Origin of the sequence: Curtobacterium sp. SL109, assembly GCF_026672405.1 — a bacterium.
GTDB lineage: Bacteria > Actinomycetota > Actinomycetes > Actinomycetales > Microbacteriaceae > Curtobacterium.
This window is the reverse complement of record NZ_JAPPRB010000002.1, coordinates 1,526,518-1,552,809: the sequence shown is the minus strand read 5'-3', so window position 1 is coordinate 1,552,809 and position 26,292 is coordinate 1,526,518. Positions and strand designations below refer to the sequence as shown.

24 protein-coding genes are annotated in these 26,292 nt (G+C 72.7%); 12 read left to right on the top strand and 12 right to left on the bottom strand.

All coding sequences use genetic code 11. The features are described from left to right. Positions 1 to 72: 72 nt before the first annotated feature. Entirely contained in the window at positions 73 to 930 is an 858-nt protein-coding gene (locus tag OVA28_RS08915; RefSeq protein ID WP_268096669.1) for a TOMM precursor leader peptide-binding protein, read from the top strand. On the opposite strand, the gene OVA28_RS08910 is transcribed toward OVA28_RS08915, so the two are convergent. Beyond that, positions 821 to 2,593: an ATP-dependent helicase gene (locus OVA28_RS08910; protein WP_268096668.1), complete on the bottom strand. Its 1,773-nt coding sequence runs from the start codon at positions 2,591 to 2,593 to the stop codon at positions 821 to 823. The genes OVA28_RS08915 and OVA28_RS08910 overlap by 110 nt on opposite strands. Beyond that, on the bottom strand, positions 2,590 to 3,525 hold the full coding sequence (nudC, locus tag OVA28_RS08905; RefSeq protein WP_268096667.1) for an NAD(+) diphosphatase: 936 nt from the start codon (positions 3,523 to 3,525) through the stop codon (positions 2,590 to 2,592). The genes OVA28_RS08910 and nudC overlap by 4 nt, the downstream gene beginning before the upstream one ends. A 119-nt stretch (positions 3,526 to 3,644) precedes the next feature. Between nudC and OVA28_RS08900 the strand changes: the two genes are divergently transcribed. Further along, complete coding sequence (locus tag OVA28_RS08900) at positions 3,645 to 4,643, top strand: phosphotransferase (protein ID WP_268096666.1); 999 nt, start codon at positions 3,645 to 3,647, stop codon at positions 4,641 to 4,643. 79 nt (positions 4,644 to 4,722) lie between these two features. Here the strand turns inward: OVA28_RS08900 and OVA28_RS08895 are convergent, their stop codons facing one another. After that, positions 4,723 to 7,956, bottom strand: a complete 3,234-nt coding sequence (locus OVA28_RS08895; protein WP_268096665.1) for an ATP-dependent DNA helicase — start codon at positions 7,954 to 7,956, stop codon at positions 4,723 to 4,725. A gap of 14 nt (positions 7,957 to 7,970) precedes the next feature. Further along, positions 7,971 to 11,126, bottom strand: a complete 3,156-nt coding sequence (locus tag OVA28_RS08890; RefSeq protein ID WP_268096664.1) for an ATP-dependent helicase — start codon at positions 11,124 to 11,126, stop codon at positions 7,971 to 7,973. 122 nt (positions 11,127 to 11,248) lie between these two features. On the opposite strand from OVA28_RS08890, the gene OVA28_RS08885 reads away from it, so the two are divergent. Then, positions 11,249 to 11,470 carry a DUF3107 domain-containing protein gene (locus OVA28_RS08885; protein WP_071271723.1) on the top strand — a complete coding sequence of 74 codons (222 nt, stop codon included), beginning with the start codon at positions 11,249 to 11,251 and terminating at the stop codon, positions 11,468 to 11,470. 17 nt (positions 11,471 to 11,487) lie between these two features. Then, positions 11,488 to 11,793 (top strand): hypothetical protein, encoded by a 306-nt coding sequence (locus OVA28_RS08880; protein ID WP_268096663.1) that lies wholly within the window; start codon positions 11,488 to 11,490, stop codon positions 11,791 to 11,793. A gap of 87 nt (positions 11,794 to 11,880) precedes the next feature. On the opposite strand, the gene OVA28_RS08875 is transcribed toward OVA28_RS08880, so the two are convergent. Next, positions 11,881 to 12,597: a ferritin-like fold-containing protein gene (locus OVA28_RS08875; protein WP_268096662.1), complete on the bottom strand. Its 717-nt coding sequence runs from the start codon at positions 12,595 to 12,597 to the stop codon at positions 11,881 to 11,883. An 83-nt stretch (positions 12,598 to 12,680) separates the two neighbouring features. Here OVA28_RS08875 and OVA28_RS08870 point away from each other — a divergent pair, with 83 nt between their 5' ends. Then, positions 12,681 to 14,171 carry a DEAD/DEAH box helicase gene (locus OVA28_RS08870; RefSeq protein WP_268096661.1) on the top strand — a complete coding sequence of 497 codons (1,491 nt, stop codon included), beginning with the start codon at positions 12,681 to 12,683 and terminating at the stop codon, positions 14,169 to 14,171. A 130-nt stretch (positions 14,172 to 14,301) separates the two neighbouring features. On the opposite strand, the gene OVA28_RS08865 is transcribed toward OVA28_RS08870, so the two are convergent. Continuing rightward, on the bottom strand, positions 14,302 to 15,174 hold the full coding sequence (locus OVA28_RS08865; RefSeq protein WP_194660601.1) for a PHP domain-containing protein: 873 nt from the start codon (positions 15,172 to 15,174) through the stop codon (positions 14,302 to 14,304). A 69-nt stretch (positions 15,175 to 15,243) separates the two neighbouring features. Between OVA28_RS08865 and OVA28_RS08860 the strand changes: the two genes are divergently transcribed. Together OVA28_RS08860 and OVA28_RS08855 are read left to right on the top strand one after the other, a co-directional pair. Then, entirely contained in the window at positions 15,244 to 16,740 is a 1,497-nt protein-coding gene (locus OVA28_RS08860; protein WP_268096660.1) for an aminopeptidase P family protein, read from the top strand. Beyond that, a complete protein-coding gene (locus tag OVA28_RS08855) occupies positions 16,737 to 17,213 on the top strand; it encodes a GNAT family N-acetyltransferase (RefSeq protein ID WP_194660599.1) in 477 nt (158 codons plus the stop codon). Before OVA28_RS08860 ends, OVA28_RS08855 begins: the two co-directional genes overlap by 4 nt. Before the next feature lie 126 nt (positions 17,214 to 17,339). Here the strand turns inward: OVA28_RS08855 and OVA28_RS08850 are convergent, their stop codons facing one another. Then, positions 17,340 to 18,254: a general stress protein gene (locus tag OVA28_RS08850; protein ID WP_268096659.1), complete on the bottom strand. Its 915-nt coding sequence runs from the start codon at positions 18,252 to 18,254 to the stop codon at positions 17,340 to 17,342. 80 nt (positions 18,255 to 18,334) lie between these two features. Between OVA28_RS08850 and OVA28_RS08845 the strand changes: the two genes are divergently transcribed. The 3 genes from OVA28_RS08845 to OVA28_RS08835 are packed head-to-tail and all read left to right on the top strand — an operon-like array spanning position 18,335 to position 21,354. After that, on the top strand, positions 18,335 to 19,651 hold the full coding sequence (locus tag OVA28_RS08845; protein WP_071271702.1) for a magnesium transporter MgtE N-terminal domain-containing protein: 1,317 nt from the start codon (positions 18,335 to 18,337) through the stop codon (positions 19,649 to 19,651). 46 nt (positions 19,652 to 19,697) lie between these two features. Then, complete coding sequence (locus OVA28_RS08840; protein WP_194660830.1) at positions 19,698 to 20,195, top strand: DUF1003 domain-containing protein; 498 nt, start codon at positions 19,698 to 19,700, stop codon at positions 20,193 to 20,195. Next, positions 20,188 to 21,354 carry an Mrp/NBP35 family ATP-binding protein gene (locus OVA28_RS08835; protein WP_268096658.1) on the top strand — a complete coding sequence of 389 codons (1,167 nt, stop codon included), beginning with the start codon at positions 20,188 to 20,190 and terminating at the stop codon, positions 21,352 to 21,354. Before OVA28_RS08840 ends, OVA28_RS08835 begins: the two co-directional genes overlap by 8 nt. A 189-nt stretch (positions 21,355 to 21,543) precedes the next feature. Here OVA28_RS08835 and OVA28_RS08830 read toward each other — a convergent pair whose 3' ends face one another. After that, on the bottom strand, positions 21,544 to 21,918 hold the full coding sequence (locus tag OVA28_RS08830) for a twin-arginine translocase TatA/TatE family subunit (protein WP_194660596.1): 375 nt from the start codon (positions 21,916 to 21,918) through the stop codon (positions 21,544 to 21,546). Positions 21,919 to 21,978: 60 nt separating this feature from the next. Here OVA28_RS08830 and OVA28_RS08825 point away from each other — a divergent pair, with 60 nt between their 5' ends. Then, a complete protein-coding gene (locus OVA28_RS08825) occupies positions 21,979 to 22,611 on the top strand; it encodes an O-methyltransferase (RefSeq protein WP_194660595.1) in 633 nt (210 codons plus the stop codon). Here OVA28_RS08825 and OVA28_RS19125 read toward each other — a convergent pair. The 3 genes from OVA28_RS19125 to OVA28_RS08815 form a co-directional block, all read right to left on the bottom strand. Next, positions 22,601 to 23,023 carry a hypothetical protein gene (locus OVA28_RS19125; protein ID WP_326493749.1) on the bottom strand — a complete coding sequence of 141 codons (423 nt, stop codon included), beginning with the start codon at positions 23,021 to 23,023 and terminating at the stop codon, positions 22,601 to 22,603. The two genes, OVA28_RS08825 and OVA28_RS19125, sit on opposite strands and share 11 nt — an antisense overlap. A gap of 52 nt (positions 23,024 to 23,075) precedes the next feature. Beyond that, on the bottom strand, positions 23,076 to 23,366 hold the full coding sequence (locus tag OVA28_RS19120) for an AAA family ATPase (RefSeq protein WP_326493748.1): 291 nt from the start codon (positions 23,364 to 23,366) through the stop codon (positions 23,076 to 23,078). Positions 23,367 to 23,487: 121 nt separating this feature from the next. Further along, entirely contained in the window at positions 23,488 to 23,658 is a 171-nt protein-coding gene (locus OVA28_RS08815; RefSeq protein WP_017887054.1) for a DUF3117 domain-containing protein, read from the bottom strand. Between the two features lie 127 nt (positions 23,659 to 23,785). Here OVA28_RS08815 and OVA28_RS08810 point away from each other — a divergent pair, with 127 nt between their 5' ends. Beyond that, complete coding sequence (locus OVA28_RS08810) at positions 23,786 to 25,051, top strand: AI-2E family transporter (RefSeq protein WP_268096651.1); 1,266 nt, start codon at positions 23,786 to 23,788, stop codon at positions 25,049 to 25,051. Here the strand turns inward: OVA28_RS08810 and OVA28_RS08805 are convergent. Then, positions 25,030 to 26,226 carry a mannosyltransferase family protein gene (locus OVA28_RS08805; protein WP_268096650.1) on the bottom strand — a complete coding sequence of 399 codons (1,197 nt, stop codon included), beginning with the start codon at positions 26,224 to 26,226 and terminating at the stop codon, positions 25,030 to 25,032. The genes OVA28_RS08810 and OVA28_RS08805 overlap by 22 nt on opposite strands. Between the last annotated feature and the right edge of the window lie 66 nt (positions 26,227 to 26,292).

The window sequence follows — 26,292 nt, the reverse complement described above, 5'->3', positions numbered from 1 at the left end:
GCGGTCCGGCGGGTTCTCCACAGATCCCCCGGCGACCGCCCGTCGGCTCCTCGCGTCCGCCACGGTGGACGCATGGGCATCCGCATCGACCCGTCGCTCGAGTTCGTCTGGCGTGACCCGGCGACCGTCCAGCTCGGCGTCGACCCGCCGCGTGCCGTGATCGGCGTGCCGACCACGGCCGAGGAGCGCTTCCTCTGCGCCCTCCGGCGGGAGACCAGCCGAGACGCCCTCTCCGGCCTCGCAGCGAGTGTCCGGTGTCGACCCGAGATGGCGGCGCAGGTGCTCGGTGCGGCGTCCCCTGCGGTGCTCGACATGCTGCCGGAGCCCCTCACCCGGGTGGAGGTCCACGGCAGCGGTGCCCTCGCGTCGACCCTCGACGCCTTCCTCACGGGCGAGGGCATCACCGTCGTCCGCACCGCTGCTCCCCGCGGCGGTCCCGTCACGCTGCCGGACCCGGAACCGCGTGTCGCCGTCGTCGTCGCGGACCACGTCGTGGACCCGGCGCTCCGCTCGGCCTGGACACGACGCGGCACACCGCACCTGCCGGTCGTGGTGGGCGACGGTCGGGTCCGCGTGGGGCCGCTCGTCGTGCCGGGCAGCGGCCCGTGTCTGCAGTGCCTGGAGTACGCGCACGTCGACGACGACCCGGCGTGGCCCGCGATCGCCGCGCAGGTCTGGGGACGTCCCGCGGCGCCGCTGTCCCCGTGGCGCTCCGGAGCGGTCGCGGCGGCGGTCACGCGGTCGGTGGTCGAGCTCCTGCCGCGCGCCGCGGTGACCCCGGGCACCGACCAGCTCGTGTTCGAGCGGGACGACCTGTCGGTCAGCCGCCGACCGGTGCGCCCGCACCCGCGGTGTGCGTGTCGAGCGCTGCCAGGAACCGACTCGGCGCCCGGGACCCCCCGCGCGACGACCCCTGCCGTGACCACGTGACGGTCACGGTGCGACGCGCTCGGGTCAGGCCGACGTAGAACAGACGGCGTTCCTCGTCGACCTCGTCCTCGGTGATGGCGTGCGAGATCGGCAGCAGGCCCTCGGCGGCGCCGACGATCATCACGTTCTCCCACTCCAGGCCCTTGGACGAGTGCAGCGTCGCGAGCGTGACGGTGTCGAGCTCGGGCTCGTGGTGCGTCGCGGCGCGGTCGACCAGGTCCTGCGTGAACTCCTGCATGCTCGTGCCGGCGGGGGCGTCCTCGGCGAGGCCCATGATCGCCTGCAGGGCCTCCCACTGCTCGCGGACGGCGCCGGTGCCCTCGGGTGCGGTGGGGGTCCATCCGCTGACCTGCAGCACCAGGCCGACACGGCGCGTGAGCTCGTCGTCCGTCTGGCGGATCGCCTCGCCGCGCATGTGGTGCACGGCGAGCTTGACCTCGGGTCGGTCGAAGAACCGGGTGCCGCCCTGCACGCGGTACGGGATCCCGGCGCGACCGAGCGCTGACTCGAGCGCGGCGGACTGCGCCCCGACGCGGAACAGCACCGCGCAGTCGCCGTACGCCGACCCGGCCTGCACGAGCTCGGTGATGTGCCGGGAGACCGTGGCGGCCTCGTCGCCGTCGTGCACGCAGGGCAGGACGACGGGCGCCGGGCCCGGTTCGGTCTGCTGCGCGGCGAGGTCGAGCGCACCGGGACGCCCGCGCATCAGGGCGTTGGCGGCGTGCACGACCTCGCGCGTGGAGCGGTAGTTCCGTTCCAGGCGCAGGACGGACCCGCGCGGGAACTCGGAGCCGAACCCGAGCAGGTACCGGCTCGACGCCCCCGCGAACGAGTAGATGGTCTGGCTGGCGTCCCCGACGACGCAGAGGTCCTGCCGGTCGCCGAGCCAGGCGCGGAGCAGGTCGTGCTGCACGGGCGAGACGTCCTGGTACTCGTCGACCACGAAGAACCGGTACTGCTGCCGGACGTAGCTGGCGACCCGCGGCTCGGACTCGACCATGCCGAGCGTCGCGAGCAGCACGTCCTCGAAGTCGAGCTGACGGCGGTCGTCCTTCAACCGCTCGTACGCGCGCATCAGGTCGATGACCCGGGACGGCGAGGTCTCGCGGGGCATCACCCGGTCGGCGGCGGCGGCCTCGTACTCGTCGTACGTCAGGCGCTGCACCTTGCGCCACTCGACCTCTCCCGCCAGGTCGCGCAGCACGGGCTTGTCGACGCGCATGCCGACGGTGTCCGCCGCGTGGGCGATGATCCGCGCCTTCGACTCGACGATCTTCGGGGCGTGCCCGCCGACCGTGTCCGGCCAGAAGTAGCTGAGCTGGGACATCGCGGCCGCGTGGAAGGTGCGCGCCTGCACCGCTCCGGCACCGAGTGCCCGCAGGCGCGAGCGCAGTTCACCGGCGGCGCGGGTGGTGAAGGTCAGCGCCAGGACGTGGTTCGGCGAGTACGTGCCCGTCGCCACCCCGTACGCGATCCGGTGTGTGATCGCCCGGGTCTTGCCGGTGCCCGCACCCGCGAGGACCGCGACCGGGCCGAGCAGGGTCGTCGCGACCGTGCGCTGTTCCGCGTCGAGCGCGGCGAGCAGGGCCTCGGGCGACGGCGGCTGTGGCAGGGGTCGCGGCTGGGACTGCGGCTGCGCGCCCGACGGTGGGCCTGGGTTCACGGCAGGTCCAGCGGGGCGCCGTACCACTCCTCGATGATCGCCCGCGCGATGGACGTCCGACCGGGCAGCATCAGGGTGGTGCCGGCGCGCTCGCGGATCTCGTCCCGCGAGAACCACCGGACGTCGAGGATCTCCACGCCGTCCGGGCGGACGGTGGACGGGTCGCCGTCGAGGGCCCTGGCACGGAAGCCGACCATCAGCGACGCCGGGAAGGGCCACGGCTGCGAACCGAGGTACTCGGGTTCCTCGACGTGCACGCCGGACTCCTCGTGGACCTCGCGGCGGACGGCGTCCTCGAGCGACTCCCCCGGTTCGACGAAGCCGGCGAGCAGCGAGTAGCGGTCGTCGTCCCACGCGGCGTTCGAGCCGAGCAGGATGCGGTCGTCACGGTCGGTCACGCCGACGATGACCGCGGCGTCGGTGCGCGGGAAGAGCTCGTGGCCCTGGTCGTCGCGGCGCACCCACCCACCGGTGACGACCTCGGTGTCGGAGCCGGTGCGGGGCGAGAAGCCGTGCACCGCGTGCCAGTTCGCCATCGCCACGGCCTCGACCGCCAGGCCCTGGTCACGAGCGGACAGCTCCGTGCCGAACATCCGCAGGTTCTCCCAGACGTCCGTGTCCGGCTCGATCCGGGCAGCGGTGTCGGCGTCGACGAGCGCGGCGACGAAGCGGGTGCCCGCGGGGGCGTCGGCCGCGTCGGACAGGGAGCGTCCGAGGTAGACCAGCGGCGCGGACTCCGGGACGGACTCGGCGGGGACGAACCGCAGCGTGCCGTCGGCGTTGCGCAGCATCGCGGCACCGTGCACGGCCAGGAACCGCGTCGAGGGGTCTTCGCGCAGGACCCGTCCGAGGTCGGGGGTGCTGCGGTACTCGGCATCGCGGTCGAGCTCGTTGCGGGCGAGCGGCAGCCGGGCGGCGAACTCCTCGGTCACAGGGTGACTCCTCGGGTCGGGATCGAAGCGGCTCGCACTCGGCGAGCCGACGGCGGGCATCCGGTCGGGCCAGCGTGGCGCGCACCGTTCGTGACGCCGACGGACCTACCCTGTGGGGCATGGCGGGATCCCAGTTCACTCTAGCGGCGTTGGCGACGACGACCGTCCCCGGACTCGAGGTCACGGGCACACGCACGCTCGGCTCGGTCGCCTCTGGCGACTACGAGTCGGCGCTCCTCCACGACTCCGAGGGCCGCGCGTCGGTGATCCGGCGTCCGCGCAACCAGCGGGCGGAGGCCCGGCAGTCAGCCGACCTCCTCGCGATCCGGGCGCTGAGCGCCGGGATCAGGTCGCGCCTCCCGTTCGCCGTCCCGGAGTACCGCGGACAGGCGCCCGTCGGGTCGACCCGCGCCATCCTCACCACGTACGTCCCCGGCGCGCACCCCGCCCTCGGCACGCTCGCGGAGCGTCCCGAGCTGGCGACCAGCGTCGGACGCGCGATCGCCGCCGTCCACGTCCTGCCCACCAGCTTCGTGACCGACGCCGGCCTGCCGTCCCTCACCCCGTTCGAGGTCCTGCGCTCCGCCGTGTCTGTGATGGACCGCGCGGTCGCGACCAAGCTCGTCCCCGCCGCCCTGCAGGAGCGCTGGGAGGGCGCAGCCCGTGACCAGCAGCTCTGGCAGTTCACCCCGACCGTGGTGCACGGTGCCCTCGGCACCGAGGCCCTGCTCGTCGACGGCGACGAGGTCAGCGGCGTGCTCGGCTGGGGCGAACTGCGGCTCGGCGACCCGGCCAAGGACCTGGCCTGGGTGCTCCCCGGCCGGCGTGAGGCCTTCGCCACCGTCCTCGCCGCGTACGAGGCGAACGGTGGCGGTCGCGACCGCCAGCTCGCCCAGCGGGCGCGGGTGTACCACGAGCTCGAGACCGCGCAGTGGCTGCTGCACGGGGTGCAGGCGAAGAGCACGGAGGTCGTCGACGACGCCGTCGCGATGATGCACCGCCTGGTCGACGCCGTGCACGCGCCCTCGGCGGCGCCGCTGCAGTCGGTCTCCCCCGAGACGATGGAGATCGGCGAGGTCGAGCAGCTGCTGACGTCGACGGAGCGTCGGCACGGCTAGACGCCGTTCCTCCGGCTGACACGTTCCGTCCGGCTGGCACGGCCTGGAGGCCCGGGGCGCGTCCGCTCCGCCGGTCCGGTCAGCCCACGGCCTGCTGCCAGGCTCGCTCGAGTCCGGCGCGGTCGAGCAGTTCCCGGGGCCGGACCTCGAGGTCGTCGGCCACGAAGTAGAACACGGCGTCGACCTGGTCGATCGGGCGTCCGGTGAACTCGGCGTACGCGACCCGGTACAGCGCCAGCTGGAGCTGCCGCTGCTCGAGGTCTGCCACCCCGGACGGCGCCTTCCCCGTCTTCCAGTCGACGACCTCGATGCGGCCGTCGATCTCGTAGACGGCGTCGAGCTTGCAGACGACGCTGTGGCCGAGGAACGGGATGTGGATCTCGCGCTCGACCTCGACCGGCGTCAGCGCCGCCCAGCGCGACCGGGCGAACGTGGCCTGGAACTCGCCGAGCCGGTGGGCGTCGTCGTCGCTGACGACCGCGTCCGTCGGGGTCGTCGTGCCTTCATCCGGGTCGAGGTCGAGTTCGCCGTCCCACACGTCGAGGGTCTCGAGCGCACCGCCGGACCGACCGCGGGTCTCGACCCACTGGTGGAACAGCGTGCCGAGACGGGTGGCGCGGTAGGGACGCTCGGGCATCGGGCGCCGGAGCCGCTCGGCCACCGCGTCCGGGGCGGTGAGGTAGTCCTTGAAGCCGGACGCCGGGACACGGTGCGGCACCACGACCCGGTGCCTGGCGGACCGGGCCGCGCGGCGCTCCGCGAGCAGCAGGTCGATGTCCGCCGCGTACCGGCCGGACGCGCCCGGGTTCGCGTTGCGCACCCGGTCGGCAGCGGCCAGCACGCGGGGTGCCCGGTCGCCGAACGGCACGTGCGGCCAGGTCTGGGTCGCGCCGGCGTCCCCGAGGGGGTTGGACTCGTGGGTCGTGGTCTCCGGGATCGCCGACGCCGGCAGCACGTCGGCCTCGACGAGGTCCGCGAGGTACCGGCTGGGCATCGTGGGCTTCACGCCGCCGGCCCAGAACGAACCGCTGACCAGGAGCTCGTGCCGTGACCGGGTCAGGGCGACGTAGGTCAGGCGGCGTTCCTCGTCCTCGTTGCGGGCCTTGACCTCGTCCTTGAAGGCCTCGATCGCCAGGGTGACGTCCTTCTGCGAGTCGTGCCCGCGCCAGGCCAGTCGTGGGAGCTCGTCGGCGTCGCCGCGGAACTCGTACGGCAGGCGTCCGAACCCGATCCAGCCGGAGGAGCCCTCCTGCGGCCGGGCGGGCAGCGCGCCCTCGACCATCCGGGGCACCGCGACGGCGTCCCACTCCAGGCCCTTCGACCCGTGGATCGTCAGGATCTGCACCGTGCCGCCCTCGGGTTCCTCGGACCGCGGCCCCATGTCGTCGCGGCGCGCGGCGGCGTCGACCCAGCCGAGGAAGGCGCCGAGGTCCGCACGGTCGTCCGTGCCGACGAACCCGGCGAGCTCGTCGACGAAGGCGTCGAGGTAGGCGCTGCTGCCCTGCTCGTGCGCCGCGACCTCGATGTCGAGGTGCATCTCCTGGATCACGAGCGTGACGAAGTCGACGAGGTCCCCCGCGGCGCGGGACCGGAGCGCCGCGAGCTGCTGGCCGAGCCGACGCATGCGGTCCCGCCCGGCGTCCGTGATGCCCTGCAGGGCGCCGTGGTCGTCGGGGGCGACGGCCACGAAGTCGAGCGCGTCGACCACGGAGCCGTGCTCCCCCGCCGCGACCGAGGCCCGGAACGCGGCGGTCACGTCGTCGTCGAGGCGCTGCTGGGTGTGGTCGCGCTTGAACAGCCAGCTCGCGAGCGCGTGCAGCGCCGCCACGTCAGCAGCGCCGACGCGCCACCGGGCCCCGGCGAGCAACCGGATGAGGTCGTTGCCGGCAGCCGGGTCGTGGAGGACCCGCAGGCACGCCACCAGGTCCACGATCTCCGGTCGCTGCAGCAGCCCGCCGGTACCGAGGACGTGGAACGGCACGCCACGGTGCGTGAACGCCGCGGTGAAGGCGGCCAGGTCCTTCCGCGCCCGCAGCAGGAGCGCCATCGACCCGGACGGGTTGCGCCGTCGATGGTCCTCGAACCACGCGGCCACCGCGAGTGCCTCGTCCGGGAGGGTCTCGGTGAAGACGACGTCGACCGTGCCGTCGTCGGCACCCGGCCGCGGGGACAGGCGCTCGACGTCGACCTCTGAGGCCTCGGACAGCGGTGCGACGACGGCGTTCGCGGCGGCGAGGACGTCGACCGGGTTCCGCCAGCTCGTCGACAACGCGAACGTGTGGGCCGTCTGCTCCCCGTCCCCGCCGAAGTCACGAGGGAACCGGGCGAGGTTCGCGGCGCTCGCCCCGCGGAAGCCGTAGATCGACTGGTGCGGGTCGCCGACCGCCATCACCGCGTGCTCGCGGAAGAGCCGGGCGAGGAACCGGGTCTGCACGACCGAGGTGTCCTGGTACTCGTCGAGGAGCACGACGCGGAAGCGCTGCCGCAGGTCCGACACGACGCGCGGGGCCGCCTCGGCAGCGGCGAGGGCGAGGGCGATCTGGTCGGAGAACTCGACGAAGCCCCGGTCGACCTTCTGCCGTCGGAACTCCGCGACCAGGTCGGTCAGGGGCTCGAGCGCGCCGATCGCCGAGACGGCAGCGGTGACCGCGGCGTAGGGCTTGCCACGGTTGCCCGGCAGTTCGAGCAGCTCGGAGAACTCGATGGCGAACCGGCGCAGCTGCTCGGGTTCGACGAGGTGCTCGGACGCGGCGCCGGCGAGCGACACGACCGCCGCGGTGATGGTGTCGACGTTCCGGTCGAGTCCGGCGAGGCGGTCGTCCCGCGCCGCCACGACCACGCGGCGTGCGAGCTGCCAGGCCGACGGCTCGGTGAGCACCTGGGACTCGCCGTCACGGCCGACGAGCAGCGCGTTCTCACGGAAGACGCTGTTCGCGAAGGCGTTGTAGGTGGAGACCGTCGGCGCTTCGAAGGCGTCGCCCGGGGCGATCAGGCCGGCGTCCTCGAGCGCGCGGATCCGGTCGTTGATGCGGATGGAGAGCTCGCCGGCGGCCTTGCGGGTGAACGTCAGTCCGAGGACCTGGTCCGGGCGCACCAGGCCGTTCGCCAGGAGGCAGACGACGCGGGACGCCATCGTCTCCGTCTTGCCGCTGCCGGCTCCGGCGACGACGAGCGCCGGCGCCAGGGGGGACTCGATCACGGCCCGCTGCTGCGCGGTCGGGCGGGGGCGGCCGAGTGCGTCGGCGATGGTGTCCGCGTCGCGCGTGGGCGGTGTCGTCGTCTCCGACTCCGTGGCTGTCGCTGCGGTCGTCACGACCAGGTCCTCGTTCACCAGGTGACCTCCCCGACGACGTGGATGCGGCACTCGACGCCGGTGCGGGCCTTCTCGCAGTGGTCGTCGACGTTGGCGATGAAGGTGCGGTCGGCCATGCCCCGGGCGACCTCGTGCAGGCGCTCGCGGTAGGCCTGGCGTGCGTCGGGGTCGAAGGCCTGCTGGGTGCGCTCGGAGTAGGCGTGGCCGCCCTTCGGGTTCTGCACGAACACCAGGCGGGCATCGGCCATCGGCGACCCGGCTGGCACGCCCTCGACGGCACCGTCCTCGACCGCGAGCTGGTACGCGCCGAGCTGCGGGTGCTCGGGCATGTCGTTCTTCTCGCTCGGCATGCCGCGGCCGGTCTTCAGGTCGACGACGCTCACCCGGCCGTCGGGGTCGATCTCGATCCGGTCGATGCTGCCGCGCATGCGGGCGGGGCCGGTGACGAGCGCGAAGGAGGTCTCCGCGCCGAGCAGCCGACGACCGACGCTGGCGAAGGTCCGGAGGTAGTCGCTCAGGCCCTCGATCATCCGTCGGGTCCTGGCGCGCTCACGGTCGGCGATCCACGGCGACTCGAACGTCAGCTCGCCCCAGCGGGACTCCACGCGCTCCCAGAGCGACTCGACGTCGACCTCGGTCGCGTGCTCCATGGCCTCGTGCACGATCGTGCCGATGCCCATCGCCGGGCTCGGGGCACCGCCACCGAAGGTCTGCACGAACCAGTGCACCGGGCACTCCTCGAACGTGCCGATCCGCGACGGGGACACGGAGACGGTCGGGGCGACGTCCTCACCGGTCACGGGGTCCTGCTCGGGGTCGGCGGTCAGGTCGACGAGCGGGTCCTCGGTCGTGGGCTCCGCCGTGCCGTACCAGTCGTCGGGTGAGGCCCCCGGGACGTCCTCGGCCGCCAGCCGGGCGAGGGCCGACGCCGCTTCGTGGTCCCCGGTCGTGACGACACGTCGGCGGAGGGTGCCGGCGAGGCCGCGGAGCGAGAGCGGGTGGGCCGACGGCTGCCGGTCCGGCGGGACGGGGACCAGGCGGACGAACGGCGACGGGCTCTCGTCGTCGTTCGCGATCGTGCCGATGACCACCTGCGTGGTGGCCCGGGACACGGCGCGGGCGAACAGTCGGAGTTCGTCGGCGACGACGGCCGCGCGGTCGTCCACCGGGGTCTGTTCGAGCCCGTCGGCGGCACGGACCAGGCCGTCCGGGTCGAGCAGACTGCCGCGCACGCGGGTGTTCGGCCAGACGCCGTCCTGCAGCCCGAGGACCACGACGACGTCGCACTCGACACCGATGGTCGCGGAGGGCGTCAGCACGCGGACCCGCCCCGCCGTCCGGTCGGGGCCGATGCTGTCCTCGGCCAGGTCAGCACCGAGCAGGTCGTCGACGAACACGCGGGCGGGGGCGTCGGGTGTGCGCTCGACGAACCGCTTCGCCGCGGTGAACAGCCCGAGGACGGCGTCGAGGTGCCGGTCGGCCTCGGCCGCACCGACCCCGCCGGCGAGCGACTGCCCGCCCCAGACCTTCGCCAGGCCGCTGCGCTCCCAGAGGCCCCAGAGGATCTCCTCGATGCTCGCACCGGTGTCGGCGTCCGTCCTGGCCTGCACGAGGCTGCGCGCCAGCCGGGTGGCACGACGGGCGAAGGCGGCGTCGACCGTGGCGAGTCGTTCCGGGGCGCCGAGTGCGTCCACGAGCAGCTCGTCGGCGGTCCTGGTGCCGCCGCCCGCGAGCTCCTCGCGCCGCAGGGCGAGCCGGAGTCGGCGCATCGCGAGGGTGTCGAGCCCACCGAGCGGACCCGTCGCGAACGCGGTGGCCAGGTCGGCGTCGAGGGGCAGCACACCGAGTGCGACCCCGGCGGCGTCGAGGAGCGACCGCGCGGCGGAGTCGTCGCGGGGGCGGGTGGGGGCGGACCCGGCCGTGGCGGGGACCTCGGCCACGGAGAGGGCCCGGACGAGTTCGGGGATCGCCGCACCGCTGCGGGTGACGACGACCATCTCGTGCCACGGGACCCCGTCGAGCAGGTGGTGCTCACGGAGCCGCCGGGCCACCGCCACGACGAGCGCCGATCGACTGCCGCCCTCGAGGTGCAGGACGGAGTCCCCACGACCGTCCGTCCGGCTGGCGAGGGCGGTGCGCTGTCGCCCGGCCGCCGCCGCGCCCACGCGCCCGGTGATGCCCGTGACGAGCGTGCGGATCGGCGCGGGGTGTCGGTGCACGGTCCCGAGCACGACGTCCTGCACGTGGTCGACGCCGAGGCGGGACGCCAGTCGACCGAGCACGTCCGGCTCGGCGCCACGGAAGGCCGAGGCCGCGATGTCGGGATCGCCGAACGCCACGACCTGCACGCCGGCACGGGCCAGCGCGCCGAGGAGCGCGACCTCGCCCTCCACGAGCTCCTGGGTGTCGTCGACCACGAGCAGCCGCAGTGCGGCGACGGCCGGCGGCAGCTCCCCACGGAGCACGGCGGCGGTCGCGAAGGCCACGAGCTCCGCGGCGTCGAGGCTGGTCGTCCGGAAGGCCGTGAGCGCCGCGCGGTACTCGTCGACGAGGTCCCCGACGGCACGCCACTCGGGTCGGCCGTGGTCGTCCGCGAGCTCCCGCATGTCGTCCGGCTCGACCCCGGCGGCGACGGCGCGCATCATCACGTCGCGGAGCGCCGTGCGGAACCCGGCCCGCTCGCGGACGACCGCGGTGATCGGGTCCGGCCAGTGCGGTCCGGTGCCGTCGGCATCGTGCCCGGCGAGCAGGTCGCCGAGGATCCGGTCCTGCTCCCCACCCGTCAGCAGCGTCGGGGCCGGCTGGCCCTGCTGCGCGGCGGCGTGGGTGACGATCTGGAACGCCAGGGAGTTCACGGTGCGTGCGAGTGCGCCGGGGGTCACGCGCTCGACCGTGGCGGCCAGTCGGTCACGCAGCCCGGTCGCCGCGGTGCGTGCGGACGTCAGTGCGAGCACGGTCGCGTGGCCGTCGGCGCTGACGGCGTCCGGACGACGGAGCCGGGCGGCGACGAGCCGGGCGAGCGTGGAGGTCTTGCCCGTCCCCGGGGCACCGATGACCGCCGCGTGGACCCCGTCGGGCAGGGCCAGCACCTCGGCCTGCGCAGGGTCGTCCACCAGCGCGCGCGACACCTGCGTCAGCGCGGGAGCTGGCGTCAGCGTGGTCGTGGGCACATGCGTACGGTACCGAGCGCGACCGACATCCCCGGGCACCGCGCCACGGCCGTGACGAGCCCTGCCGTGCGCCCGCGGCGAACGTGCGGGACCGGTCGGAGGTGCTCGGATATGGTGAGCACGTGGACATCAAGATCGGCATCATCAACAGCCCCCGCGAGATCGCCTTCGAGTCGAAGCAGACCGCTGAGGAGATCGAGAAGGCCGTCTCCGAGGCGCTCACCTCCCAGACGCACCTGGCCCTCCAGGACGAGAAGGGCCGCAAGTACGTCGTGGCCGCAGCAGCCCTCGCCTACGTCGAGTTCGGCTCGGAAGAGGCCCGTCGCATCGGCTTCGTCGCCTGACCGACCCCGCCTGACCAATGGAGCTCCTCTTCGCCGTCCTCGGTGGTGTCATCTGCGGTGCCGTCGCGCACCTCGTGCTGCCGTGGCACTCGACGCGCGGACAGCTGCTCGGCCCGGTGGTCGGCGGCATCACGGCCGCCGTCCTCTGGGAGGTCCTGACCTGGGCGGGGTGGCAGTACGACGCCACCTGGATCTGGGTCGTGGCGCTGGTGGGCTCCGGCGTCGTCGCGCTCGGCGCGGAGTGGCTGCTCGGACGCCGCCGCATCGCTGCTGACGTCGCGTACTACGAGGCCGCCAAGGCCCGCGGCGCCAGCACCACCTGACGGACCCGACGCAGACGATCGCGACGGCAGCTGTCGGCCGTGACGCAGCTGTCTGCCGCGACCCAGCCGTCGGCGCGACAGACCGCCCTACGCGGTGAGCCCGAGGGCGTCCATCCGGCGCGTGTGCGCCGCGATCAGCTCGGTCCAGACCGGCTCGAGCCGCTCCTGGTCCTCCCGGGCGTGGGACGCCAGGGCCGAACGGGCGACGAGCAACGTGTCGCCGACCAGTCGTCGTCCCCACATCGCCAGGCGTGACGCCACCTGGGGCTCCTCGTCGATGCGCGCGCTGAGCTCCTCGACGACGGCGGCGGCCTCGCGCGAGTCGAACACCGTGCGCAGCCGCTGGCGGACGTCGGCCGGCAACGACCGCAGCAGGTTCGCGAACAGGTCGTTGAGGATGCCCGCCGTGACGTACCCGGTCAGCATCGACTCGTACCAGTCCGCGCCGCTCGTCCGTTCGAGGAAGCGGTCGATGGCCTGCCGGTGCGGCGCCATCAGCTCGGCGGGGTCCTGCCCCATCTGCTCGATCTCGGCGACGATCGACCGGTGGCGTTCGAGCGCCGTGGTCGCGAGCACGCCGGTGACCAGGCGGCCGGAGAGCGTCGGGGCGCCGGCTCCGGCGCGGCCCATCGTCTCGTACAGCGAGAGCTGGAGGTAGGCGGCCTGGCCGAGGAACACGTCGAGCTCGGGGCTGACGTCGTCGAGCTGCAGACGCTCCACCTGGGAGGTGTTCTTCGGGTTCCGCGACGCGAGCCACGCGGCCGCGAGCTGCGCCGCGCGCTTCCGGTTCCACCACGACACCACGCCACCAGCATAGGGGGAACGACCGGAGGGCTCTGCGCGCCGGTAGACTGCCCGGGACTCCCCGATAGGACAGGGTGACCTTTTTGACTTTCTCAGACCTCAACATCGAGCAGGACATCGTCGATGCCCTGGCCGGCAAGGGCATCATCGAGCCCTTCCCGATCCAGGAGCAGACGATCCCGCTCGCCCTCACCGGCCAGGACATCATCGGCCAGGCCAAGACCGGTACCGGCAAGACCCTCGGGTTCGGCCTCCCCCTCATCCAGCGCCTCGGCGCCGACCCCGCGCACGGCGTCAAGGCCCTCGTCGTGGTCCCGACCCGCGAACTCGCGGTGCAGGTGGCCGAGGACCTCGAGCTCGCGACCTCGAACCGCCCGACGGCGGTCGCCGCGATCTACGGCGGCAAGGCGTACGAAGGCCAGGTCGAACAGCTCAAGGCCGGCGCACAGATCGTCGTCGGCACCCCCGGGCGCCTCATCGACCTGCAGCGTCAGCGGATGCTCGACCTCTCCCACGTGCAGGAGATCGTCCTCGACGAGGCCGACCGCATGCTGGACCTCGGATTCCTCTCGGACATCGAGCGGATCTTCCAGGCCGTCCCCGACGTGCGCCACACGATGCTGTTCTCGGCCACGATGCCGGCGCCGATCGTCGCTCTCGCACGTCGGTTCATGTCGCGTCCGGTCCACATCCGCGCGACGGACCCCGACGAGGGCCTCATGCAGGCCAACATCAAGCACCTCGTCTTCCGGGCGCACTCGCTCGACAAGGACGAGGTCATCGCCCGCATCCTCCAGGCCGAGGGCCGCGGCAAGACCGTGATCTTCACCCGCACCAAGCGTGCGGCGGCGAAGCTGGTCGAGGAGCTGAAGGACCGCGGCTTCAACGCCGCGGCCGTCCACGGCGACCTGAACCAGGAGCAGCGCGAGCGCGCCATGGCCGCCTTCAAGGCCGGCAAGCACGACGTGCTCATCGCGACCGACGTCGCCGCCCGTGGCATCGACGTGGACGACGTCACGCACGTCATCAACCACACGATCCCGGACGACCCCGACACGTACCTGCACCGCGCCGGCCGCACCGGCCGCGCCGGCAAGACCGGCATCGCGGTCACGTTCGTCGACTGGGACGACCTGCACAAGTGGACGCTCATCGACAAGGCCCTCGAGTTCGGCATCCCCGAGCCCGTCGAGACCTACTCGTCGTCGCCGCACCTCTTCGAGGAGCTCGACATCCCCGCCGGCACGAAGGGCCGCCTGCCCGGCGCGTCGTCGCACGCCGCCACCGCCGGTGCCCCCGCGCAGCGCACGGGGAGCGCGCGTCCGCCCCGGGAACCGCGCGAGTCGCGTGAGTCGAGCGACTCGCGTCCCCGTCGTCGGACCCGCTCGGGAGGCTCGGACCGGCCCGCAGCGTCGGCCCCGGAGTCGAAGCCGGAAGCCCAGAGCACCGGTCCGGACAGCACGGACGGCGAGGCAGCCGCCACCAAGCGTCGTCGCCGCCGCCGTCGTCGCGGAGCCGGCGCGGGGGGCGAGGCGACCGCCTCGTCGCCGCAGCCGGCGTCGGACGGCGAGTAGCGCCTCCCGGCAGAAGGGCCCGTCGCTGACGCGACGGGCCCTTCGTCGTCCCAACGCGCACCGAGTCTCGCCCGGGCGGGCAGAGCACGCGGGCCGGGGCCCGCACGGTGTCCGCGGGGCCGGGTCCCGGTCAGGACAGGCGCGAGCCGGGGCCGACCACGGGCGCGCTGCCGGTGGCCTGCGCGACGATGGCGTCGAAGGAGCGCCGAGCCGTGCGGTGTTCGCCGAGACGGTTGGGCTTGCCCGTGCCGTGGTAGTCGCTCGACCCGGTGACGAACAGACCGTAGCGGTCGGCCCACTCCAGGAGCGTGCGCTTGCCGTGTGCGACGTTCTCGCGGTGGTCGACCTCGACACCGCCGAGGCCGGCGTCGACGAGTTCGCGGAGGTCGTCCTCGTCCATGACGACCCCGCGGGACGACGCAGCCGGGTGAGCGATCACGGGCACGCCGCCGGCAGCGCGGATCAGCTCGACGCCGCGCAGGGGCGAGGGAGCGTCGTGCGGCTCGTAGTAGCCGGAGGCCGGGTGCAGGATCCCGCGGAACGCCGCGCTCCGGTCGGGCTCGAGGCCGAGCACGACGAGGGCGTCGGCGATGTGCGGCCGGCCGATCGTCGCGCCCGTGCGGGCCTGCGCGAGGACGTCGTCCCACGTGATCGGGTGGTCCTGCCCGATGCGTTCGACCATGCGCCGCGCGCGGGACAGTCGACCCTCGCGGATCCGTCCGGTCTCGGCGGCCAGGCCGGGGTCAGCGGGGTCGACGAGGTACCCGAGGACGTGGACGCTGCGGTGGCCGACGCGCGTGCTCAGCTCGAGGCCCGGGACGAGCGTCAGGGGCAGTTCGCGGACCGCGGCGACGGCCTCGTCCCACCCCGACGTGGTGTCGTGGTCGGTGAGCGCCACGCCGTCGAGACCGGCGGCGACGGCTGCCCGGACGAGTGCTGCGGGCGGTTCGGTGCCGTCGGAGACACTCGAGTGCGTGTGCAGGTCGATGAACGGATCAGGCACGCCGCTGATCCTATCCACAGGTCGACGGAAGCACGGACCGCCGACCGGCCTCGATGCGATGATGGGTCCATGGCCGACACCACTCCCCGCGCGACGAGCAACCGCTCCACCACTCCCGGATCCGCCACGTTCAAGGACTTCATCGGGTCCCAGTGGGCCGAGCACGACCGCCCCCTGCCCGCACAGCGCGAGCAGGCGCCCTTCGCCGCCGCGCGTCGGACCCGGGTGTCCGAGCTGCACCCCGGCCGCACGGTCGTCGTGCCCGCCGGCACCGCCAAGGTCCGCTCGAACGACTGCGACTACCCGTTCCGCCCGCACTCCACGTTCGCGCACCTCACCGGCTGGGGCACCGACACCGTCGTCGGCTCCGTGCTCGTGATGACGCCGACCGCCGACGGGCACGACGCCACGGTGTACCTCCGTGCCACCGCCGGCCGGGACTCCGAGGAGTTCTACGCCAACCCGGAGATCGGCGAGTTCTGGGTCGGGCCGCGTCCGTCCCTGCAGGAGGTCTCCGCGGACCTCGGGGTCGCGACCGCCGACCTCGCCGAGCTCCCCGCCGTCCTCGACGCCCTCGACGACACGGCGCTCCTCGTCCGTGACGCCGACGCCGAACTCACCCGGTCCCTCGACGAGCGCCTCGGCTCCCCCGTCGGCGGTGCCGGCGAGACCGACGGCGTTCCTGCGACCGCGGACGTCCTGTCGCGCGACCTGTCCGAGCTCCGCCTGGTCAAGGACGCGTACGAGGTCAACGAGCTCCGCAAGGCCGTCGACGCCACCGCGCACGGCTTCGCGGACGTCATCGCCGACTTCGACGCCGTGCTGGCACACCCCCGCGGCGAGCGCATCGTCGAGGGCACCTTCAACCGCCGTGCCCGCGCCGACGGCAACACGGTCGGGTACGACACGATCGCGGCCTCGGGCCACCACGCGTGCATCCTGCACTGGACGCGGAACGACGGCGCCGTGCAGCCCGGGGACCTCATCCTGATCGACGCCGGGGTGGAGGTCGACTCGTTCTACACGGCGGACATCACCCGCACGCTGCCCGTCAGCGGGACGTTCACCCCCGTGCAGCGCATGGTCTACGAGGCCGTGCTCGAAGCCGCCGACGCCGCGTTCGCGATCGTGAAGCCCGGCATCACCTTCCGCCAGGTGCACGCCACGGCGATGGAGGTCATCGCGCGGAAGACCGCCGAGTGGGGCTTCCTGCCCGTCTCTGCCGAGGACTCCCTGCAGCCGGACAACCAGTTCCACCGCCGCTACATGGTGCACGGCACGAGCCACCACCTCGGGCTCGACGTCCACGACTGCGCGAAGGCCCGCCGCGAGCTCTACATCGACGGTGTGGTGGAGGCCGGCATGGTCTTCACGATCGAACCCGGACTGTACTTCCAGCAGGACGACCTCACCGTGCCCGAGGAGTTCCGCGGCATCGGTGTCCGCATCGAGGACGACGTCCTGGTGACGGCCGACGGTGCCGAGAACCTGTCGGTCGGCATCCCCAGGACCCCCTCGGACGTGGAGGGGTGGATCGCCGGCTCCGGCGCTAGCCTGAACGGGTGAGCACCCCCGAGGTCACCCCGCAGAGCATCACGATCGACGTCGAGCACTTCGACTCGCCCGACGCCCAGCGGCTTCGTGCTGCCCAGCGCATCGAGATCGACAGCAGCTACGGCGGCGACACCGAACCGGGGCGCAAGCCGACGGCCGAGTCGATGGCCGTGTTCTTCGTCGCCCGCGACCAGGACGGCACCCCGCTCGGGTGTGGTGGCCTCCGGCTCGTCGACGACGGCATCACCGAGATCAAGCGGATGTACGTCCGACGTGAGTCCCGCGGTGCCGGCGTCGCGACGGACATCCTGCGCCGCCTCGAGGAAGCCGCGCTCGACCTCGGGTCCCCCGCCGTCGTGCTCGAGACCGGGCCCGCGCAGACCCGGGCCATCCGCTTCTACGAGCGAGAGGGCTTCACCCGCATCGCGAACTTCGGCCCGTACCAGGGCGCTCCCCTGTCGATCTGCTTCTCGAAGCTCCTCTGACCCCGGCGGCACACGCCGCTCGGCAGCACACGCCGCGACGACGAACGGCCACGAATCGTCCACCCGCTGTTCAGCAGGCGACGATCCGTGGCCGTTCGGCGTCGGGATGCGGGGTGTCGTGACCGCTCAGCGGCGGTCGTCGCCCCGGGGCTGGTCGTCGTCCCGGCGTCGCTCGGGGGCGTCGTCGGAGGTCGGGGCCGGCGGTGTCGCACCGGCGACCCGCTCGCCGTAGCGCGGCGGCTCGTCCGCACGCGGGCCGGGTGCGGCGGTGGGCTGCTGCGGCGGCCGCTGTCCCTGCTGCGGCGTCTCGCCGTAGCGCGGACCGTCGTTCGTGCCGTAGCGCGGCTGCGTCCCGGGGGCCGGAGCCGACGGACCGGACTGCGAGGGGCCTCCTGGCTGGTTGTGCGGGGTGGCGTGTCCACCGTACGGCGAGCCCTGGTCCGGACCCGGACGCCATGGCTGCTGCTGAGGCTGCTGCGGTGCCTGCTGCTGCGGCGGACGCCCCTGGAAGGGCGCGTTCGAGGACTGACCGGGGTTCCAGGCGGCGTGCGGGGTGGCCCCGAACTGCCCGAGGATCCGCTGCGCCTGCCCGACGAGCTGCGGGTCGACGATGATCTGGTAGTTCGTGGCGAGCACCTGGTGCACGCTCGTGAAGTCGCGCTGCCGCTTGGTGATCGCGAACGACACGACGCCGTAGAGCACGCCGAAGGCCGCGCCGATGAGGGCGGCGGCGAAGATCAGCCCGCTCGCGGTGGGCGAGAACAGCGTCAGCACGATGCCGAAGAAGAACCCGAGCCAGAGACCGGAGAGCGCTCCTGCCAGGGCGGCGCGGCCGTAGGTCATCTTGCCGGTGACGCGCTCGACGGTCTTGAGCTCGTTGCCGACGATCGAGAGCTTGTTCACGGGGAAGTCGGACTCGGCCAGCTTCGCCACCACCGCCTGGGCGTCGGGGTAGCTGTCGAAGGTGCCGAGGACGTCGCCGCGGGGCAACGTGGGGAAGACCTGCGCCGTACGTCCGCGGAAGGGGCTCTGAGTGCTCACACAGTCATCTTCCACCGTTCCCCTTGCGATCGCACGAGAGCCGCCAGGGAAGGGCCCGTGCGAGCGGCTACGCTGGTCAGGTGAGCGCCACGAAGGTATTCGTCGCCCGCCTGGCCGGGTGCTCCGTCTTCGACCCCGCCGGCGACCGCGTCGGCAAGGTCCGGGACGTCCTGGTCGTCTACCGACGGGCGGACCCCCCGCACGTCGTCGGGCTCATCGTCGAGGTCCCCGGCAAGCGCCGCATCTTCGTGTCGGTCGGCCGGATCACCTCGATCGGTGCCGGGCAGGTCATCACCACCGGCCTCGTGAACATGCGCCGCTTCGTGCAGCGCGGTGGCGAGGTGCGGGTCATCGCCGAGATGCTCGGCCGCAAGGTCCTCATCACCCGCGACCGCATCCGCGCCACGATCGAGGACATCGCGATCGAGGACCGCGGTCAGGGCGACTGGGAAGTGGCGCAGCTGTTCCTGCGCAAGCCCAAGACCACGCCGTCCCCGTTCGGCAAGGGCCCGACGACGTTCGCGACGTGGAACGAGGTCACCGAGGACGAGCTCCCCGGTGAGTCGCAGTCCGCCGAACACGTCATCGCGGCGTACTCGGACCTCGTCGCAGCCGACCTCGCGTCGACGCTGCTCGACCTGCCCGTGGAACGACGGCTCGAGGTCGCCGAGGAGCTTCCCGACGACCGGCTCGCCGACGTGCTCGAGGAGATGCCCGACCAGGACCGTGTCGAGATCCTGTCCTCGCTCGAGGACGCCCGCGCCGCCGACGTCCTCGATCAGATGCAGCCCGACGACGCCGCCGACCTGCTTGCCGAGCTCTCCGACGAGCGGAGCGAGGCCCTCCTGCAGCTCATGGAGCCCGAAGAGGCGCAGGACGTCCGCATGCTCCTGGAGTACGAGCCCGACACGGCCGGTGGTCTCATGACGACCGAGCCGGTGATCGTCTCGGCGGACGCCACCGTGGCCGAGGGGCTCGCCCTGATCCGCCGCCACGAGCTCGCGCCCGCCCTCGGTGCCAGCGTCTGCGTGACGCTGCCGCCGTACGAACCGCCGACCGGCCGGTTCCTCGGGCTCGTGCACTTCCAGCGGATGCTGCGCTACCCGCCGAACGAACGCCTCGGCACGCTCATCGACCAGCAGACCGAACCGGTGCGCGTGGACGCCAGCGCCGCCGAGGTCACGCGCGTCATGGCGACCTACAACCTCGTGTCCGTCCCCGTGGTCGACGACGCCCACCGCCTGGTCGGGGTGGTGACGATCGACGACGTGCTCGACCACGTCCTGCCCGACGACTGGCGAAGTCAGGGTGACGGTGAACCGGCACGGCTGCGCACCCGCAGCCGCAGGACCCCGATGACGACGGGAAGGAGGACGACCCGTGGCACGAACGGATGAGAACCGGCGCGACCGGCCCGACGAACGGCTCGACTCCCCGAAGGGCATGCGCACGCGCGTGCTCCCCACACGCCGCCGCAACGGCCGCGGTGACGCGTTCGGTCGTGCGACCGAAGGCATTGCACGTGCGATGGGAACGCCCTGGTTCCTCGTCGGCCTGACGCTCTTCTGTGTGGTCTGGATGGCGTGGAACATCCTGACCCCGAAGGCGCTGCAGTTCGACTCGGCAGCCATCGGCTTCACCGCCCTGACCCTCGTGCTCTCGCTGCAGGCCTCGTACGCCGCCCCGCTGATCCTGCTCGCGCAGAACCGGCAGGACGACCGCGACCGCGTGCAGTTCGAGCAGGACCGGCAGCGCGCCGAGCGCAACCTCGCCGACACCGAGTACCTCGCTCGCGAGGTCGTGGCACTCCGCCTGGCGATGCGCGACATGGCCTCGAAGGACTTCATCCGCGCCGAGCTCCGGTCCCTGCTCGAGGAGCTGGACCGCCGCGACGCGATCGACGACGGTGACCCGGAGCGCACGGCGGACCTCCGTGGCTGACGCCACGCGCCCCGTGGACGACGAAGCGCTCGGCGCCGCGGTCCTCGTCGCGCTCGGCCGCGTGATCGACCCCGAGATCCGCCGCCCCGTCACCGAGCTCGACATGATCCGTGGTGTCGACGTGCAGCCAGGAGGCTCGGTGCGGGTCGACCTGCAGCTGACGATCGTCGGGTGCCCGGCCGCCGACACGATCGAGCGGGACGTCCGCGCCGCCGCCGGCTCGGTCGCGGGCGTGGCGACCGTGGACGTCGACGTCTCCGTGATGGACCCCGCCGTGCGCCGGGCCCTGACGGAACGGCTGCGCGAGGGCCGACCGCAGGGCGTCCAGTTCACGCCCGACTCGCTGACCCGGGTCATCGCGGTCACGAGCGGCAAGGGCGGTGTCGGCAAGTCCACCGTGACGGTCAACCTCGCCGTGGCGCTGGCCCGTCGTGGGATGCGGGTCGGGGTCGTCGACGTCGACGTGCACGGCTTCAGCGTCCCCGGGCTCATGGGCCTGACCGACGAGCACGGTGTCGCGCCCCGCCCGACCCGGGTCGACAGCATGATCCTGCCGCCGGTCGCCCACGACGTGAAGGTCATCTCGATCGGGATGTTCGTCGACGACGCCTCGACCGCGGTGTCCTGGCGCGGGCCGATGCTGCACCGCACGGTGAACCAGTTCCTGTCGGACGTGTGGTTCGGCGACCTCGACGTGCTCCTGCTCGACATGCCGCCGGGCACCGGTGACGTGGCCATCTCCGTCGGCCAGCTGCTCCCCCACGCCGAGGTCCTCGTCGTCACCACGCCGCAGGCCGCCGCGGCCGACGTGGCCGAGCGCAGCGGGATCGTCGCACGGCAGACCGGCCAGCGGGTCATCGGCGTCATCGAGAACATGTCCGGGCTCGTGCAGCCTGACGGCTCCGTGCTGCACCTCTTCGGCGAGGGCGGTGGCGACGAGACCTCTCGGCGGCTCTCCCGCGGGCAGGACGCCCCTGTCCCCGTCCTCGGCAGCGTGCCGCTCTCAGTGCCCCTGCGCGAGGGCGGCGACTCCGGCACGCCCGTGGTGCTCGGTGCGCCGTCGGACCCGGCTGCGGTCGCGCTCGTCGCCGTGGCCGACCGGGTGACGTCGATGGGCCGCGGGCTCGCCGGTCGGAAGCTCGGGCTCTCGCCCTCCTGACCCGATCTCGGCCTCGGTCTCGGTCTCGGTCTCGGTGCGGCACGCTGCGCGTCGTCCCGCGCGGGCACCATGGGTGCCGAACGCGCGTGCGAGCGGGAGCGCGGTGCCGGACGCGACCACCGACGGACTGGAGGCCCGGTGCCAGCTGGCACCGGGCCTCCAGTCCGTCAACGGGTCACGGACGACGCGTCAGGTGGCCTCGACGTCGAAGGGCGCGGCTTCGCCGGCGGCGAGCGGCACAACCGGTGACGGTGCACGCACCCTGCTCGCGGTGACCTGTGTCGGGGCGGCGTCGGCCATGCCGGAACCGGTGGCGGAGTCGATGAGGGCGTCGCGGATGATGCGCCGCGGGTCGTACTGGCGAGGGTCGAGCTTCTGCCAGTCGACGTCGTCGAAGTCCGGCCCCATCTCGTCGCGCATGCGGTCCTTGGCGGTGTCGGCGAACCGACGGACGGCCTTGACGAACTCCGCGAGCTTCTGTGCGTACATCGGCAGGCGCTGCGGTCCCAGCAGCAGCACCGCGATGATCCCGATGATCAGGATCTTGTTGAAGTCGATGGACACGCACCGAGCGTAACGCCTGACACCGCACGCTCACCTAGAGTTGTGCACCGAGGAGTGTGCGTGTCAGAGAAAGAGTCGAACTGGAAGTTCGCGGAGGACATCGTCTCCGAGTCCGAGGCGATCGCCCGAGCGCGGGAACACTCCCTGGAACTGGGTGTCGAGGCGATCTCGCCGGCGATCGGTGCGCAGATCGGGGTGATCGCGGCGGCGTCCCGAGCCACCAGCATCATCGAGATCGGGACCGGTCTGGGCGTGTCCGGGCTGTACCTGCTCGGCGGGGCCCCGAAGGCGACGCTGACGACGATCGACGTCGAGGTGGACCACCAGCAGTACGCCCGTGACGCCTTCATCGCCGCCGGGACCGCACCCTCCCGCGTGCGGCTGATCCCGGGGCGTGCGAACCAGGTGCTCCCCCGGATGAACGAGGCCTCCTACGACGTCGTCCTCGTCGACGCCGACCCCGAACACGTCATCGAGTACGTCGAGCACGGGCTGCGGCTCGCACGCCTCGGCGGGACGGTGCTCGTCCCGCACGCCCTGTGGCGTGGACGGGTCGCTGACCCGGTGAAGCGCGACCGTGCCACCACGGACTTCCGGCTGCTCCTGACCGAGGTCTCCACCTCCGGGGCGGTCATCAGCAGCCTGTCGCCCGCCGGCGACGGACTGCTGCAGATGACGAAGGTCACCGCGTAGGCGACTGCTGTCCGTGGTCGCCGTCGGCGGCTCCGTCGAGGTGGCGCAGGTACTGCTCCGGAGCTGCCAGGAACGCGCGTTGGTTCCGCACCAGGTCGAGGTCGGCCCACGCGCTGCGCCGGAGGCCCCACTCGCCGACCTCGTGGATCGTCGCGCCGGGGAACGCGGCGAGCACGGGCGAGTGCGTCGACAGGACCACCTGCCCGAGGCCGTCGTCGACGATGGCCTGCAGCAGCCCGATGAGCGCCAGGCAGCCCTGGAAGGACAGCGCCGACTCGGGCTCGTCGAGGATCCAGAGGCCGGGCCACTGCGACCGGTCGATCACGAAGTCCAGGAACGACTCCCCGTGGCTGCGCTCGTGGAACACCGGTTCGGGACGGGGACCGGGGTGCTGCTCGAGGAACGTGAACACGCCGTGCATGGTCTCCGCCCGCAGGAAGAAGCCGCTCTTCGGCGCTCCGGGCTCACGGTGCAGCGCGACGTGCTCCCACAGCTGCGACTCGCTCGGCCGGGTGCTGTGGCCGGACCTGGTCGAGCCCGCCCTCCGGTCCCATGCCGAAGGCCAGGGCGATGGCCTCCACCAGGGTGGACTTGCCCGCGCCGTTCTCCCCGACGAAGACGGTCACCGTGTCGAGGTCGAGGCCGTGGTCGAGCAGCTGCGCCACCGGGGCGAGCGTCGCCGGCCAGGTGTCGCGGGGCATCGGGTCGGCCGTGTACTCCTCGACGCGGCGGTCGGGGCGGCGGGGTCGGGGCACGGCTCCATCATGGCGGCGACGGACGACAAGAGGCCCGGGACGATGATGTCCCGAGCCTCTTCCGTGGTGCTTCGTGCTTCTGGTGCTTGTCGTACCGTGGTGCTGTGGAGCGTCGACTTCTCTAGGCCGAGACGACCTCGGCGAGTGCGTCGTGGAGTTCCTTGGCCTCGGCGTCGTTGACCGAGACGACCAGGCGGCCTCCTCCTTCGAGCGGAACCCGCACGATGATGAGTCGACCCTCCTTAACAGCCTCCATCGGCCCGTCACCGGTCCTCGGCTTCATGGCTGCCATCAGATGTCCCCTTTCGCGCAGTACATGCGCGCCCATTATCCCGTACGGAGGGGTCATCTGCGAAACCGCCCAGGTCGAGGGCCCTGGATCGGGTCGTTCTCGCGGTTCGACTTCCTAGCCTGAGCGCGTGCCGATCATCCGCTCCACGCCTCGTCCGAGCCCTCAGGACGCCCTTGCCGAGGGGCCCGACGCCGTCCCGGTCGGCATGCGGATCGCGGCGTCGTTCTCGTGGCGGCTCCTCATCGTCGCCGCCGCACTCGCCGTGGTCGTCGCGCTCGTCGTGGTGCTGCAGGACATCGTCGTGCCGTTCCTCATCGCGCTGCTGCTCTGCGCGCTGCTCGGCCCCATCTCCGCGTTCCTGCAGCGGCACCGCTGGCCGAAGTGGACCGCGGTGCTCTCGAGCCTGGTGGTCCTGGTCCTGGCGATCGGCACCCTCGCACTCGTCGTCACCGCGCAGATCCGCTACGACCTGCCGTCGCTCGAACACCGCCTGCACCGGAGCGTCCTGTCGCTGCAGACCCTGCTCGACAGCCAGCCGTTCGGCATCACCGTGCACGACGTCAACTCCTGGGTGTCGAAGGGCACCGACTACCTGCAGGCACACGCCTCGTCGATCCTGTCCGGGTTCCAGGCCGCCGGGTCCAGCGCGGTGCACGCGCTGGAGGGCCTGTTCATCGTGGTCTTCACGACCCTGTTCGTCCTCATCGACGGGCGTCGCATCTGGGGCTGGGTCGTCCGCCTGTTCCCCCGCCGGGCCCGCGCACGGATCGGTGTCGCCGGCGAGGCCGGGTGGCACACGCTCACGAGCTTCATCCGCGTGCAGCTCATCGTCGCGGTCACGGACGCCCTCGGCGTGGCGATCGGCGCGCTCGCGTTGCAGGTCCCGCTCGCGGTGCCCATCGCCGTGATCGTCTTCCTCGGCGCGTTCGTCCCCGTGGTCGGTGCGATCGTCGCCGGGACCGTGGCCGTCATCGTCGCGCTCGTGTTCAACGGCTGGGTGACCGCGCTGTTCATGCTCGGGGTCGTGCTCGTCGTGCAGCAGATCGAGAGCCACGTGCTGCACCCGTTCCTCACCGGCAGCGCGGTCAAGGTGCACCCGCTCGGCGTCGCGCTCGGGGTCGTCGCGGGCACCACGCTCGCCGGGGTCGTCGGGGCGTTCTTCGCGGTGCCGTTCATCGCCACGGTCAACGCGATGGTGCTCGCCGCGGCGCGGTGGCGGCCGGAGGACGGGGATGGTTCCGGGGACGGGGCGAGCGCGGCGATGGCGGCCCCGACGTCCGTGGATTCGACGACGGCGCCGTCGTCGTCGTCGTCGTCGTCGACGTCGACGGAGTCAGCGTCAGGTCCGGCGGACTCCGCGCCGGGCGCCGATCACGGCGGGGTCCAGTCGTAGCCGTCGACCCACCAGCACCAGTCCAGCCACACCCACTGCAGCACCAGGAACAGCACCACGACGACGACGCGGTACAGCCGTGACCGCGGCAGTGCCACGATCCCGAGCAGCGGTGCGATGGGCAGCAGGATCCGCCAGGTGCTCGACTGCGGGAAGAACACGGCGAGCAGGTACACGAGGTAGGCGACCGCCCACAGCCGCAGCTCCAGCCCGAGGCGCCGCGATGCCGGCATGACCACGAAGGCGACGAACCCGACCAGCACCACCACGAGCAGGACGCTGCCGGTCGGCTGCCGGAACCACCACCCGAAGCCCTGCACCCACGGCGCGAAGGGCACGAGGTCCTTCCACCCGATGTACGAGGACCGCCACGCGAGCTCGGTGTCGGTGTACGCGCGCGGCACCCCGGTCACGGCCCAGGCGATCGCCGGCCACGCGAGCCCGACGACGCCGGAAACCACGGCCACCACCACGGGCGGCACGAGCTGACGGACGCTCGGTCGGTGGTCGTGCCGGAGCCACGTCGGGCGGACGACCCAGACGACGACGAACGCCCCCATGAGCAGCGCGAAGGCGAGCCCGGTCGGGCGGGTCATCCCGAGCAGCAGCACGACGGGCACCATCGTCCAGAAGCGCCGCTCGACCAGCAGCAGCAGCGCGACGAGGAGCAGGAACAAGCCCATCGACTCGGCGTAGGCGACCTGGAACATCGCCGAGACCGGTGCGACGCAGAACAGCACCGTGGCGAACGTCGCCCGGGTGGGGTCGAGGAAGCGTCCCATCAGGCGTCGGAAGACCAGCGCGGCGCCCCATCCGGCCACGAGCGAGACCGACACCGCGACGAGCTCGAACGACGCCCCGGTGACGGTCATCAGCGCCCGGACGAGGAACGGGTACGCGGGCATGAACGCCCACGCGTTCTCGGTCACGTGCCCGGCGGCGTCGACGGGGAGCGTCGAGGGGTAGCCGCCGGTGGCGATCACGCGGTACCAGGCACCGTCCCAGATGGACGCGAAGGCCAGGGGGCGCGGGTGCTGTCCGGTGAATGAGTTGGCCGTCTGCATGCCGGCGTAGACGCCCATCATCGCGCCGGTGACGAGCCGCGCGAGGACGTAGACGACCGTGATGCGGACCCACCACGGCACCACGCGGTACCGCGCCCGCCACCGGGTCACGGCCGCAGCGGACCCGCGACGCCCGGACGACCGCCGCCCGTCCGCAACCCGGCCCTCTGGCAGAGT

Bases quoted from the DNA above. Each gene is read 5' to 3' on its own strand.
- OVA28_RS08915 (WP_268096669.1), top strand. From the start codon at position 73: ATGGGCATCCGCATCGACCCGTCGCTCGAGTTCGTCTGGCGTGACCCG.
- OVA28_RS08880 (WP_268096663.1), top strand. From the start codon at position 11,488: ATGGAGCTCCTCTTCGCCGTCCTCGGTGGTGTCATCTGCGGTGCCGTC.
- OVA28_RS08815 (WP_017887054.1), bottom strand. From the start codon at position 23,658: ATGGCAGCCATGAAGCCGAGGACCGGTGACGGGCCGATGGAGGCTGTT.
- OVA28_RS08840 (WP_194660830.1), top strand. From the start codon at position 19,698: ATGCGCACGCGCGTGCTCCCCACACGCCGCCGCAACGGCCGCGGTGAC.
- OVA28_RS08900 (WP_268096666.1), top strand. From the start codon at position 3,645: ATGGCGGGATCCCAGTTCACTCTAGCGGCGTTGGCGACGACGACCGTC.
- OVA28_RS08860 (WP_268096660.1), top strand. From the start codon at position 15,244: ATGGCCGACACCACTCCCCGCGCGACGAGCAACCGCTCCACCACTCCC.